At 60.7% G+C, this 12,363-nt stretch carries 13 protein-coding genes; 5 read left to right on the top strand and 8 right to left on the bottom strand.

Going from position 1 to position 12,363, the window contains the following annotated elements; translation table 11 throughout:
- The first annotated feature begins 599 nt into the window (after positions 1-599).
- Together JQ597_RS20200 and JQ597_RS38115 are read left to right on the top strand one after the other, a co-directional pair.
- Positions 600-1,259 carry a glutathione S-transferase family protein gene (locus tag JQ597_RS20200; RefSeq protein WP_212265956.1) on the top strand — a complete coding sequence of 220 codons (660 nt, stop codon included), beginning with the start codon at positions 600-602 and terminating at the stop codon, positions 1,257-1,259.
- Between the two features lie 296 nt (positions 1,260-1,555).
- Entirely contained in the window at positions 1,556-2,050 is a 495-nt protein-coding gene (locus JQ597_RS38115; RefSeq protein WP_212265955.1) for a DUF2321 domain-containing protein, read from the top strand.
- 195 nt (positions 2,051-2,245) lie between these two features.
- Here the strand turns inward: JQ597_RS38115 and JQ597_RS20190 are convergent, their stop codons facing one another.
- The 5 genes from JQ597_RS20190 to purB form a co-directional block, all read right to left on the bottom strand.
- Positions 2,246-3,709, bottom strand: a complete 1,464-nt coding sequence (locus JQ597_RS20190) for a GmrSD restriction endonuclease domain-containing protein (RefSeq protein WP_212265954.1) — start codon at positions 3,707-3,709, stop codon at positions 2,246-2,248.
- Between the two features lie 312 nt (positions 3,710-4,021).
- On the bottom strand, positions 4,022-4,810 hold the full coding sequence (murI, locus tag JQ597_RS20185; protein WP_212265953.1) for a glutamate racemase: 789 nt from the start codon (positions 4,808-4,810) through the stop codon (positions 4,022-4,024).
- Positions 4,811-4,966: 156 nt separating this feature from the next.
- A complete protein-coding gene (locus JQ597_RS20180; RefSeq protein ID WP_212265952.1) occupies positions 4,967-5,506 on the bottom strand; it encodes an MOSC domain-containing protein in 540 nt (179 codons plus the stop codon).
- Between the two features lie 126 nt (positions 5,507-5,632).
- Positions 5,633-6,805 (bottom strand): M20 aminoacylase family protein, encoded by a 1,173-nt coding sequence (locus JQ597_RS20175; RefSeq protein ID WP_212265951.1) that lies wholly within the window; start codon positions 6,803-6,805, stop codon positions 5,633-5,635.
- 200 nt (positions 6,806-7,005) lie between these two features.
- Positions 7,006-8,313, bottom strand: coding sequence for an adenylosuccinate lyase (gene purB / locus JQ597_RS20170; protein WP_212265950.1), 1,308 nt, complete (start codon positions 8,311-8,313; stop codon positions 7,006-7,008).
- 515 nt (positions 8,314-8,828) lie between these two features.
- Here purB and JQ597_RS20165 point away from each other — a divergent pair.
- The 3 genes from JQ597_RS20165 to JQ597_RS20155 all read left to right on the top strand — a co-directional run bounded on the left by JQ597_RS20165 (position 8,829) and on the right by JQ597_RS20155 (position 11,754).
- Positions 8,829-9,425 (top strand): TetR/AcrR family transcriptional regulator, encoded by a 597-nt coding sequence (locus JQ597_RS20165; protein ID WP_212265949.1) that lies wholly within the window; start codon positions 8,829-8,831, stop codon positions 9,423-9,425.
- A 121-nt stretch (positions 9,426-9,546) separates the two neighbouring features.
- Positions 9,547-10,299, top strand: coding sequence for a metallophosphoesterase family protein (locus JQ597_RS20160; protein WP_212265969.1), 753 nt, complete (start codon positions 9,547-9,549; stop codon positions 10,297-10,299).
- A 3-nt stretch (positions 10,300-10,302) separates the two neighbouring features.
- Positions 10,303-11,754, top strand: coding sequence for a bifunctional serine/threonine-protein kinase/universal stress protein (locus tag JQ597_RS20155; RefSeq protein WP_212265948.1), 1,452 nt, complete (start codon positions 10,303-10,305; stop codon positions 11,752-11,754).
- Here the strand turns inward: JQ597_RS20155 and JQ597_RS20150 are convergent.
- The 3 genes from JQ597_RS20150 to JQ597_RS38110 form a co-directional block, all read right to left on the bottom strand.
- Positions 11,751-11,927, bottom strand: coding sequence for a hypothetical protein (locus JQ597_RS20150; RefSeq protein ID WP_212265970.1), 177 nt, complete (start codon positions 11,925-11,927; stop codon positions 11,751-11,753). The genes JQ597_RS20155 and JQ597_RS20150 overlap by 4 nt on opposite strands.
- A 106-nt stretch (positions 11,928-12,033) precedes the next feature.
- The gene (locus JQ597_RS20145; protein WP_212036983.1) at positions 12,034-12,219 is read right to left on the bottom strand and encodes a hypothetical protein; all 186 of its coding nucleotides are present in this window, start codon (positions 12,217-12,219) and stop codon (positions 12,034-12,036) included.
- A gap of 3 nt (positions 12,220-12,222) precedes the next feature.
- Positions 12,223-12,354 (bottom strand): hypothetical protein, encoded by a 132-nt coding sequence (locus JQ597_RS38110; protein ID WP_283813439.1) that lies wholly within the window; start codon positions 12,352-12,354, stop codon positions 12,223-12,225.
- Between the last annotated feature and the right edge of the window lie 9 nt (positions 12,355-12,363).

Genomic DNA, 12,363 nt, shown 5'->3' with positions numbered 1-12,363 from the left:
GTGCCAGGACCACACGGTTTTGCCGTACGCTTATCCACGCCGTCGTCGAGGCGTAAACCAGCGTCCACCGCAACCCGCCCAACGCCCGTGACGACGGCCGACGCCCTTCTGAGTAGGACGGGATGGCCAAACACATATCTTTGATTTTCCTTCTGGTAAACAGAAATATTTTTTATTTTGGGGCTTGACACGATTTCCGTAAATCAGAACTGATTTGCCCGTCGGGTTGATTTGTCGCATGCGGAGCGCAAGATTGCGCTTGCGTGGGGAGCGAAGCAGCAAATTCGGCAGGGCGGTGACTCAATCCGATCGCGCGAGCGATAATCGTCGCGTCCCGGACGCGGTGCAGCGTGTAACGCTGCTCCGCAGAGTCGGGACCCATGCACCCGGCCGTTGATGGACCCCGGATCAGCAGCGCATCACCGTAGTGCGCCAAAGACGCGCGTAAACGCGCTTTTAGCACTGCGGAGCATCCGGGGAGCGCCGAGAGCAACTGGCCCTAGCCAAAAAAGACGAGGTAAGTTGTCGGGAGCCGCGCTGGTCGTTCGTCCTCCGGACACAAATCCCGACGGCGTCACCCAATTAACCGGAGCCCTCCAATGATCCCCACCATCACGGCCTTTGAAAATTCGTCCGACCGCGGCAAGGGACAGGCACGTGACATGCGTGTTCGTTGGGCGCTCGAAGAAGTGGGCCAACCTTACGACGTTCGTCTTGTTTCGTTCAGTGAGATGAAGCAATCCGCGCATCGTGCGCTTCACCCTTTCGGGCAGATTCCGACCTATGAAGAAGGCGATCTGGCTCTGTTCGAGTCGGGGGCGATCGTGTTTCATATTGCGGAGCGCCATACTGGACTGCTGCCTGACGATGCGAATGCCCGGGCGCGCGCGATCACATGGATGTTCGCCGCACTCAGCACGGTGGAGCCGCCGATCGTTGAATTCGGAACCGCCAGGCTTTTTGAGAGCGACAAGCCCTGGTCCGCGCAACGCATGCCTCTCCTCGAGGAACGCGTCCGTAACCGGCTGGGTGAACTTTCCCGTCGCCTGGGCAAGGCCGACTGGCTCGATGGAGCGTTCAGCGCTGGTGACCTTCTGATGGTAACCGTGCTGCGCCGGTTGAACGCATCTGGAATATTGAACGAATATCCGAACCTCTCCGCCTACGTAGCCCGCGGCGAAGCGCGGCCGGCCTTCAAATGTGCTTTCGATGCTCAATTGGCGGTTTTTACCGCCGCATCGAAGGGCGGAGCAGCGTGAACTAGCGGGTAGGGCGGATTGAGCCGAAGGCGTAATCCGCCATTTCGGCTACAACATCGGCTTCCCATCACTTTTCATGCAGGCGAGCGGAAGTATCGGCAAACGACGACCGACGGCGGGTAGGCAAGATGGCGGATTACGCCTTCCACCTTCGCTCTGCGAGCTGCGGCGGACACGTCGGCTCCAATCCATCCTACGAGCTGAGGGAAATAGAAGTGCTTTCCAAATGGAAATATAGAAGTGAGATACAGAATGTGAGAGCAATGAGGAATGGATAGTAAAGCGGAGCGATGGAAGTGGCACTCAGCGATTCATGTTTCGATTTTCTAACCGCCGTCTCGAAAGCAGCCGGTACCTTGGCGGAAGAAGCGCATCACTACTCTGCGCCCGACTATCCAATTGTGTACGGACCTGAAATTGACGCACTGCGGCGAGCTGCCGCTGTTGTTCACGACCATCCATACGACGCTGAAGCAGGTGCGCGCCTTTTGAGATTGGCATCAACCATCGGGCGGGCATTGGACACGGCGCCGGGATCGCCAGAGCTGGACGCCAAGCAGAAGGCCGTGGATGAATTAATTCGTTCCCTTATGTCAGAGGTCAAAGGTGAGGAGGCTGCTTCTCTCCCGTCGATCATCGAAAATGTTACCAACGATACACCGTACACCGAAAAGGCGGCCGGACGGCTGAAGGGGGTTTTGGCAAAGGTAGGCAAGTCAACCTATGACCTCGCAATCAAGGTGTTGGGGGATGTTGCGACTGCAGCGGCCAAGAAATGGATGGGCTTTTGATCGGCTTGGATTACATAATTCGATGACAGTGCACTAAACTGACGCGGCTAAACGGCGATGACTTGGTGCGATTGGCGCGTTAAAGGCGGATTACGCCTTCGGCTCCAATCCTCCCTACGAGCTCAATTGAATCGGCGAGTTAGTACACTGTCACCGAAATCAGCCGATTGGGAACCGAGATCGCTTATCAGCCCGTCAATCCGAAGCGGCTTCTAGCGACGCGCCATTATCATCATCATCATCGTCAAGGGAGCCGTCGTCAGCTCCCGAAACTATGTTCGATGACGATTCATGGGCCTTGCCTTCTGCCCATCTCTTCGCAAACGCGGCGGTCGCCTTTGTCCCCTTTGGATGGCATTGGTCCTTGTGGACTAGGGCGCCGTTTTCGAGAGTTGTCTTTCCGCCCTTACCATGCTCCTCGACGTGATGAATCTCCATCTCCGGCCACGGCACTTCATTGCCGCAAACAGCGCAGTGCTTCTTGTCACGATAATAGATGAGTTCGCGCTCCAAGGCACCATAAAGCCTTTGCGGATCCTTGAGTTGCAGGTTGAGCACTTCGCGCATTTTCGCAGAGAAAAACTCCTGACGACGCTGGATCACATCCCCACGATCGCTATTAACGCGGGTGTGCACACCGTAGCGCAGCCAATATTCGCTAGGACTGGCGTCATCTCGCGTCTGCTTACCCAGAGCGAATTGATGGCGGAAATTGTCGAAGGCTGATGCAAAACCTCCCTCCCACGTACGAGTATAATCGTCGATCAAATTGTCCATCAGGAGAACGAGGTGGATTGCCTCGTGCCCGATTACCTTTGAACGCTTTTGATCACGTAGCAGCTGGCTCAGTTTATCGAAAATTTCGAACAACCGCTGCGCATCAGCCGATTCTGAGTCGAAACCAAGATTCTCATAGTAAAAGTCGTCGACGGCTTCGGCCTTGATATCACAAAATAGATCATTCTTGCTGGAGCGCCGCGTGAAATAGAGCATCGCGATTTGTGCCGCCAACTGCCGGAACTTACCTCGGTCTTGCACCTTCTGCGCGCCCATCAGGATATTAAAAAAGTCGTGTCCCGGATAGCGGGCTAAGCCAGGCTTGCCGCCAAGACGAAGGATAAAATCCGTAAACTGGCCCGGCCACGCATCCCGTTTTTCTTGAGCGTTCAATGGCATTCCGGACTGAAGCCGAACGAACAGGTCTCGCGCCTCGTTCGAATCGTGAGTTTCAATCCGAACGATGCGAAGGGGGGTGTCGAGGAATCGCGATTTTATATCGTCGGCGAGATCATGGAACGATCGTCGTCCCCAAGGGCATGGCTGGCGCTTAATGAAATCCGGAAACCGCGCTTCGGCTTCGTCTAGTTCTGGGTCAAACAGCTTGAATGCACCTTCGTAAAAATCCGAAAGGGCATTGATCCGTTGCTGCCCGTCTATGACTTCGTATCTCTCGCTAACGAGTTTTCCCGCAGCTTGCCTGATGTGGTGTAGATAAATGAGCGGAATGGGGTATCCACGCAGAACGGAATCTACCAACCTCTTCTTTTGGGAGGGCGTCCATACGCTTCCACGCTGGTATTCGGGATTAACCACCAACATTTGCTGGGATTTGAGATCGAGCAGGTCGCGGACTTTGAGATCGTCAGGATCAGTTTTCATCGGGGCCTCCGTATCGAGCCAGAACCGTTACGTCGCGCGGGAGCCGGTGGTCCCTGTCAGAGCGCATAGCGCATTGAATCTACTGTGGCCGTTGCTTGGTTGCAACTTATCGGGGCAGGTAGCTCAAGTGGATCCACGGGTTGGTAATCCGGCTTGGCATTAGCCGAGACAGAATGCTGGCTCTAATGCATTGACGGTGCACTAAATCGCCGTGAGTTAAGTGCACTGGACTGTATTTTTTGGCAGTGCCCACAATCGGCACGCCTTGCGTCGTTCCCGCACAGCATCGGAAGAGGAAATCCCTTCCGTCCGCTACGCCGGCACCCGCCCGCCAAAAAACGGCATCAGCGCGTGGCTCAGCGTGTGCGGTCGCTTCGAGGTAAACACCATCTCGGCGCCGGCGGTGTCGGATTCGCGCCCCGGTCCGCCGAGCAGATCGGAGACGCGCCGCGCGATGGCGGGTGCGGGGTCGATCCAGTCGACCGGCCATGGCGCGAGTTTTACGAGGCGGTCCAGCAACAGCGGATAGTGGGTGCAGGCCAGCACGACGGTGTCGGTGCGGGCGTTGCCGTGATCGACGAAGCAGGGCGCGAGCTCGGCCGAGATGTCCTTGTCGCTGACGTAAAAGCCGTTGAGCGCGCGTTCGGCCAGCGCGGCGAGCTCGGCCGAGCCCACCAGCGTCACCTCGCAGCCCTGCGCGAAATCGTCGATCAGCTTCCTTGTGTACTCCCGCTTGACGGTGCCCTTGGTGCCGAGCACCGACACGCGTTTTGTTCTTGAGCTGGCGCAGGCCGGCTTGATCGCGGGAACGGTGCCGACGAACGGCACGGAATAGGCGCTGCGCAGATGCGACATGACCAGCGTGGAGGCGGTATTGCAGGCGATCACCACCAGATCGGGGGAGTGGGCCGCGATCAGCTCGCCGACCAGCGGCACCACGCGTGCGATGATCTGCTCTTCGGTATGGTGGCCATAGGGGAAGAACGCGTCGTCGGCGACGTAGACATAATGGGCGTCGGGCCGCGCGCCCACGATCTCGCGCAAGACCGTGAGGCCGCCAAGGCCGGAATCGAAGACGAGAATGGTTGGAGGAGCTGCCACGCTGCGATTTTAACCGATCCGCGGTTACCGTTGGGTTGATTTGACCGCCCCGGCGGCCCGTCCATCAGGCGGTCGCCGGCGCAAGATCTTCAGAACAAGCCAATCTGGGGTGATTCAAATCATCTTGGCAAGGGCGGAAGCCAGCAGCGCGCGGGGTCAGACCGGCAACAGCGGCCGGTGCGGTTCCGCCGGCATCTCGATGCGAACCGGGTCACCGGGCCGCACGTCGCCTTCTGATATCACGATGCTCATGACTCCGGCCTTGCGGATGAGATTGCCGTCGGTATCGCGATCCAGCGTTGCCGCCATCAAGCCCTTCTGGAAATCGTCGATCTGGATGCAGGGATTGCGCAGGCCGGTGATTTCGACGACGGCGCTGGCACCAAGATGAAGCCGTGAACCGGTCGGCAGCGCCAGCAGGTCGATGCCGGATGTGGTGATGTTTTCGCCGAGGTCGGCGGGCTGGACGATAAAGCCTTTTGCGCGCAGCTCGTCGAAAAGTTCGGCATGGATCAAATGCACCTGACGCAGATTGGGCTGCGTCGGATCGCGGCGGACGCGCGAGCGGTGCTTGACCGTCTCGCCCATGTGCGCGTCGCCGGCAACGCCGAGGCCTTTCAGCAAGCGGATGCTGAGACCGGGCGTCTTGCTGAAATGGTGGCCGGCACGCGCGCTGACCGCAATCACGCTGCTCATTTGCGCTTCAGCTCTCCCCAAAAACCCGCTTGAAGATCGTGTCGATGTGCTTGAAGTGACATGTTATCGGGACAGATCAAGAGCTTGTCGACTTGCCGGCGAGACGCCGAACGCCGTGGCGCGTCGTCAACCCGCCGGCATCGACTTCTCGATCAGCCGCACCCAGTACGATGCGCCGTGGCCGAGGATGTTGTCGTTGAACTTGTAGCCGGGGTGGTGGCATTCGTTGCCGTCGCCCATGCCGAGAAAGATGAAAGCGCCGGGGCGCGCTTCCAGCATGAATGCGAAATCTTCCGAACCCATCAGCGGCAACGCGCGCTCGTTGACGCGGTCGGCGCCGACGACATCGCGGGCCACTTCTGCGGCGATGCCGGCCTCTCGCGCGTGATTCACCGTCACCGGATACGAACGTGTGTATTTGATCTCGGCCGACCCGCCGTAAGCCCGCGCCACGCTGTCGGCAACCTCGCTGATGCGGCGCTCGACGAGATCGCGGATTGCAGGATCGAGCGTGCGCACCGTTCCACCGAGCTTGGCGGTCTCCGGGATGATGTTGAAGGCGGTGCCGGCCTGGAACATGGTGATCGAGATCACGGCCGATTTGAGCGGATCGACGTTGCGCGATACGATCGACTGCAACGCGTTGACGATCTGCGAGCCGACCAACACGCTGTCGACCGCGCGGTGCGGACCGGAGCCCGCATGGCCGCCCTTGCCGTGCACCGTGATCTCGATCTTATCCGCTGAAGCGAGCATTGCGCCCGGCGTGGTGTGGAAGTGGCCTTCGGGCAAGCCCGGCATGTTGTGCAGGCCATAGACCTCCTGAATGCCCCAGCGGGTCATCAATCCATCGTCGACCATCGCCTTGCCGCCGGCGCCGCCTTCTTCGGCCGGCTGGAAGATGACTACGGCCGTACCGTCGAAATTGCGCGTCTCGGCGAGATATTTGGCCGCGCCAAGCAGCATCGCGGTGTGCCCGTCATGGCCGCAGGCGTGCATCTTGCCGGGAATCTTGGAGGCGTAGGATACACCCGAAGTTTCCTCGATCGGCAGCGCATCCATGTCGGCGCGCAGGCCGATGGTCTTGCCGGACGTGCTCTTGCGGCCGCGGATCACGCCGACGACGCCCGTGCGGCCGATGCCCGTCACCACCTCGTCGCAGCCGAATTCGCGCAAGCGGTCGGCGACGATGCCGGCGGTACGGTGGACTTCGTAGAGCAGTTCCGGATTCTCGTGGAAGTCATGGCGCCAGGCGGCCATTTCATCTGACAAAGCGGCGATGCGGTTGACGATGGGCATGGTGAGATCCGTTTCTTGTGTTGTTCGTTTGCGGCTAGCGTAAGGTATTCTGCCGCGATGTCACCGACAAGAAGGTGCGCCTGTTAGAGCCTTTTCCGTTCCGATGGAATCGGAACGGGGCTCTATCTTTTTGTTTTGACGCGTTTTCTTCACGCGAACCGGTATCCACTTCGCTTGAAAACGCTCGAACCCTTGCAATTCTACGCTGCCCCGAACACGCGCTTGAAAATCGTGTCGACGTGCTTGAAGTGATAGCCGAGGTCGAAGCGTTCTTCGATCTCGGCGTCGCTCAGATGCTTCTTCACGTCGGGGTCTTTTTTCAGCAGCGTCAGGAAATCGCCTTCGCCGCGCCATACCGGCATTGCGTTGCGCTGCACATATTTGTAGGCGTCCTCGCGGCTGGCTCCCTTTTGCGTCAGCGCCATCAAAATCCGCTGCGAATGCACGAGGCCGCCGAGGCGGTCGAGGTTCTTCTGCATGTTCTCGGGGTAAACCAAGAGCTTCTCGACCAGGCCGGCGAGGCGCATCAGCGCGAAATCGAGCGTCACGGTGGCATCGGGGCCGATCATGCGTTCGGCGGATGAGTGCGAGATGTCGCGCTCGTGCCAGAGCACGATGTTCTCCATCGCCGGCATCGCATAGGCGCGCACCATGCGCGACAGACCGGTGAGATTTTCCGACAGCACCGGGTTGCGCTTGTGCGGCATCGCCGAAGAACCCTTCTGGCCCTCGGAGAAGAACTCTTCGGCTTCCAGCACTTCGGTGCGCTGCAGGTGGCGAATTTCGGTGGCGAGACGCTCGACCGAGGAGGCGATGACCCCGAGCGTTGCAAAATACATCGCGTGGCGGTCGCGCGGGATCACTTGCGTCGAGATCGGCTCCGGCGTCAGTCCCATCGCCTTGGCGACATGTTCTTCGACGCGCGGATCGATTTGCGCAAAGGTGCCGACGGCGCCCGAGATCGCGCAGGTCGAGACTTCCTTGCGGGCGGCGACCAGGCGTTCGCGGGCGCGGGAAAATTCCGCATAGGCATAAGCCAGCTTGAGGCCGAACGTCACGGGCTCGGCATGGATGCCATGGGAGCGGCCGATGGTCGGCGTCATCTTGTGTTCGAAGGCGCGCTTCTTCAGCGCGGCCAGAACCTTGTCGATATCGGTAAGCAGCAGGTCGGCGGCGCGGGTGAGCTGCACGTTGAAGCAGGTGTCGAGCACGTCGGAGGAGGTCATGCCCTGATGAATGAAGCGCGCCTCGGGGCCGACGATCTCGGCCAGATGGGTCGTGAAGGCGAGGACGTCGTGCTTGGTCTCGCGTTCGATCTCGTCGATGCGGGCGATGTCGAAGGTGACGTTACGCGCCTTGGCCCAGACGGTTTTGGCGGCTTCCCTGGGGATGACGCCGAGTTCCGCCTGCGCGTCGGCCGCATGCGCCTCGATCTCGAACCAGATCTTGAAGCGGGTCTGCGGCTCCCAGATGGAGGCCATTTCCGGGCGGGTGTAGCGGGGGATCATCGACGACTCCGGCGAATTGTTTTTTACGCCGTGCTTTAGCAGGGCCGCCCAAATGAGACAAACAAAGCGAGACAAGCGGCCGGGAAAACGGCTGGGATAATTCCGGGCCAGGCCTGGGCCGAGTGCCCGGCGGAAGGGGACGGCCGGAAGGGGTTTCAATCACGAAAAACTGACTGACAGATATTGAAATCTGTCAGCGAGACATGCTATATCCTTCTTCGACGCCGCGGATAGGGGCGTCATCCGGGGTCGCTGGCACTGAGCCCGGGTACTTGAAGAGGATTTAAGCCATGACAATCGAAATCATTAATCTGACCACACAAATCACCCGCTGGCTGAACGCCAAGGTGGCCCGCCATCTGGAAGCCCAGGCGACCCGTTTGGGACCGCTGAAAAGCTGAACCTTCCAAGCGCTAGAGCATTGATGCTCTAGCTTCCTGTTTTGACGCGTTTCTTCGAAATCGCTCTAAAGGGGATTAAATGACCACCCGTTCCATCATTTCGCAGGTGTGCGCATGAACGAAGTCGTGGTTTTGACCCCTGAGCGAATTCTCGAGGTTACCGAGGACGTGTTGCGCCGCTACGGGCTGGCCAAGGCCACGGTTGTGGACGTTGCCCGTGCGCTGGATGTCAGCCACGGCAGCGTCTACCGCCATTTCCCCAGCAAGGCGTCGCTGCGCCAGGCGGTTGCAAAACGCTGGCTCGACCGCGCCAACGCGCCGCTGCAGAAGATCGCGGAATCCTCCGGACCCGCGCCTGCCAGGCTGGAGAAGTGGCTGCGCACGATGTTCGAGATCAAGTACAAGAAGGTTTCCGAAGATCCCGAGATGTTCCAGACCTACCTGACGCTGGCGCAGGAGGCCTGCGAGGTTGTGCACGCGCACAAGGAGCGCCTGATCGGTCAGGTCGCGGATATTCTGTCCGACGGCGTGAAACAGGGGGTATTCCAGGTCACCGACGTCAAGGTTTCAGCGCGCGCGGTGTTCGACGCCACCATCCGCTACCATCACCCCGCGCATTCGGACGAATGGAGCAGTCCGGAAACGGCTGCTCGGATCGACGCGCTGCTGGCGCTGGTGATCAAGGGCCTGGAAGCGCCAAAGAAGCGCTGATCGCGCGCGGGCCCCTGCCTATCCCAGCCTTCCGCATCATTGCGGGCCGCATGCGTCCCGTAGTTTGATATCCATCAAGACGCGCGCCGGCAGCGGTGCGATCATGGACGCGGAGGAAGATGTGCGTCTTGCGGTGTTTGCGGATATCCATGCCAACCGGCAGGCGTTCAGCGCCTGCCTTGCGGCGGCACGCGCGCGCGGCGCCGAGCGGATCATCTGCCTCGGCGACGTCGTCGGCTATGGCGCCGACCCCGAATGGGCGGTCGAGACCGTGATGGACCTTGTCCATGACGGCGCCATCGCCGTGCGCGGCAACCACGACAACGCCATCGGCACGCCCTCCGAGACCATGAATGGCGCGGCCCAGGCGGCGATCGAATGGACGCGCGGGCGGCTGAGCGCACCGCAGCGGCGGTTCCTCGCCGAATTGCCGCTGACGCAGCAGGAGGACGATCGCCTCTACGTGCATTCCGAAGCAAGTAATCCTGCGCGGTGGCGCTACGTCGAGGGCACGACGGAAGCCGCCCGTAGCATCGAAGCGACGGACGCACAGCCCCATGTCCACGTTACCTTCTGCGGGCACATCCATCAGCCCGCGCTTTATTCGATGTCATCGGCGGCGAAGATGACGAGCTTCGTGCCGACCTCGGATGTCCCGGTGCAGTTGCTCGGTGGCCGGCGCTGGCTGGCCGTTATCGGCTCGGTCGGGCAGCCGCGTGACGGCAATCCGGCGGCGGCGTTTGCCATGCTCGATACCGCGACGCGCGAGATCACCTATTGCCGCGTGCCGTATGACGTCGAGACCGCGGCGGACCGGATCCGCGCCAACGGCCTGCCGCGCTGGCTGGCCGATCGCCTGCTCGAGGGGCGCTGAGCGATGGCGAAGCCTTCGATTGAGCCGGGCGCAGAGCTCGACGGTTTTGCGATCGGCGAGCGCGTCCATCAGGGCGGCATGGCGACGCTGTGGAGCGTGACCCATCCCGGCATCACTGTGCCGCTGCTGATGAAGATCCCGAGGATTGCCGAGGGCGAGGATCCGGCAGCGATCGTCTCTTTCGAGATGGAGCAGATGATCGTGCCGCGGCTCGCCGGCCCGCACGTGCCGCTTTGTTTCGGCTCCGGCGATTTCGACCGGCAGCCTTATGTGGTGATCGAGCGCATCCCCGGCAAAACACTCTATGACCGGCTCGGCGACCTGCCGATCCCGTATGAAGAGGCGAGGGTGATCGCCGGCAAGATTGCCACCGCTCTGGCTGATCTGCACCGGCAGAACGTCATCCATCACGACATCAAGCCGAGCAGCATCATGTTTCGCGACAGCGGCGAAGCCGTGCTGATCGATTTCGGGCTGTCGCACCACAATCAACTGCCCGATCTTTTGCAGGAAGAATTCCGCTTGCCCTACGGCACCGCGCCCTACATGGCGCCGGAGCGCCTGCTCGGCGTGCGCGACGACCCGCGCAGCGATTTGTTTTCACTCGGCGTGCTCTTGTATTTCTTCACGACGGGCGTGCGGCCGTTCGGCGAAAGCGAAACCCTGCGCGGCATGAAGCGGCGGCTGTGGCGCGATCCCTATCCGCCGCGCCAATTGCGGCCGGATTATCCGCCCTGGCTGCAGGAAATCGTGCTGCGGTGCCTGGAAATCGAACCGGTCTGGCGTCACCCGACGGCGTCGCAACTGGCGTTCGCGCTGGCGCATCCGGATCAAGTCAAACTCACCGCGCGGTCGGAGCGCCTCCAGCGCGATCCGATCACCACGGTATGGCGCCGCCGCTTCAATCGCGGGCTGACGCTGCCGAAACCCAAATCGGATGTGGCAGCGCAACTGGCGTCGGGGCCGATCGTGGCCGTTGCCATCGATACCGAAGAAGGTTCGGGACCGCTCAATGAATGCCTGCGCGTCACCGCCGAGCAATTGCTGGCGACGCTGCCGTCGGCGCGGCTCGCCTGCATCAATGTCCTGAAACTCGGCCGCATCACCATCGACCGGACGCTCGACGAGGAGGGCAACAACAAGCACATCGACCGGCTGGTCGCGCTCCGCCACTGGGCCTCGCCGTTAAAACTCGATGAGAGCCGGCTCACGGTGCATGTGCTGGAAGCGATCGATCCGGCATCCGCGATCCTGGAATTCACCGGGGTCAATCAGGTCGACCATATCGTCATCGGCGCGCGACAGAATTCGATGATGCGCATGTTTCTGGGCAGCGTCTCGGCCAAGGTGGCGACTGAGGCTGCCTGCACGGTGACCGTGGTGCGTCCGCCGCGCTCGGCCATGGCGCCGGTGCAGCAAGATGGCCGCAAGCCGAAGGCGATCGAGGTGAGCTAGGCGGCGCGAACCTGATCGATCGGGCGCTTCACGTCGCGTGGCGGTTTGGTGTCGCGATCCTGCCAGACATCGAAGAACTGGATGATCTCGCGGCAGGGTTCGCAACGGAACATGTTGCGCGACGACGCCGTCTTCGACATCTCGTTCAGACAGCTTGGGCAAAGCGGATTCATGGCTCTCTCGAAATTCTATGGCTGTAAAATTCTCAGGTTGAGCGAACAGTTCCCACGCTCGGCGCAAAAATGCGAACAGGCCGGCTTCGATTTGGGGGAACGGTGTTTAGCGGCGATCCTGTAACCGTGTCCGGCTTTCCAATTCGTAAAGATCGGACCGGGAACCACTGTCGAGCCGGTCCATCGCCGGCCGGCGCCGCTCATACCGGCTGAAGAAGAATTCGAGATCGGGACGCGGGCGCCGCGCGATCAGGCGCTTGCGCCTCACCGATCGCCTGGCGATCACGCCCATGGTTCACATCCAGCGGGGAGCGCGATTGTTTGTGCGCCGCTTGTTGCCGGGCTCTGCCGCTACCAGGCAAACGGTGACGGCTGCATTCAGGGCAAGCCACAACGCCACGCCGGTCCAGACAAATGTCATCGTCATGATGCCGCC

The sequence above is a fragment of the Bradyrhizobium sp. AUGA SZCCT0177 genome (genome assembly GCF_018130125.1).
Taxonomy (GTDB): Bacteria; Pseudomonadota; Alphaproteobacteria; order Rhizobiales; family Xanthobacteraceae; genus Bradyrhizobium.
Note: the sequence above shows the minus strand (reverse complement) of the source record. Positions and strands in the feature narration are given on the sequence as shown.

Bases quoted from the DNA above. Each gene is read 5' to 3' on its own strand.
- JQ597_RS20200 (WP_212265956.1), top strand. From the start codon at position 600: ATGATCCCCACCATCACGGCCTTTGAAAATTCGTCCGACCGCGGCAAG.
- JQ597_RS20190 (WP_212265954.1), bottom strand. From the start codon at position 3,709: ATGAAAACTGATCCTGACGATCTCAAAGTCCGCGACCTGCTCGATCTC.
- JQ597_RS20180 (WP_212265952.1), bottom strand. From the start codon at position 5,506: ATGAGCAGCGTGATTGCGGTCAGCGCGCGTGCCGGCCACCATTTCAGC.
- JQ597_RS20175 (WP_212265951.1), bottom strand. From the start codon at position 6,805: ATGCCCATCGTCAACCGCATCGCCGCTTTGTCAGATGAAATGGCCGCC.
- purB (WP_212265950.1), bottom strand. From the start codon at position 8,313: ATGATCCCCCGCTACACCCGCCCGGAAATGGCCTCCATCTGGGAGCCG.
- JQ597_RS20165 (WP_212265949.1), top strand. From the start codon at position 8,829: ATGAACGAAGTCGTGGTTTTGACCCCTGAGCGAATTCTCGAGGTTACC.
- JQ597_RS20155 (WP_212265948.1), top strand. From the start codon at position 10,303: ATGGCGAAGCCTTCGATTGAGCCGGGCGCAGAGCTCGACGGTTTTGCG.
- JQ597_RS20150 (WP_212265970.1), bottom strand. From the start codon at position 11,927: ATGAATCCGCTTTGCCCAAGCTGTCTGAACGAGATGTCGAAGACGGCG.
- JQ597_RS20145 (WP_212036983.1), bottom strand. From the start codon at position 12,219: ATGGGCGTGATCGCCAGGCGATCGGTGAGGCGCAAGCGCCTGATCGCG.
- JQ597_RS38110 (WP_283813439.1), bottom strand. From the start codon at position 12,354: ATGACGATGACATTTGTCTGGACCGGCGTGGCGTTGTGGCTTGCCCTG.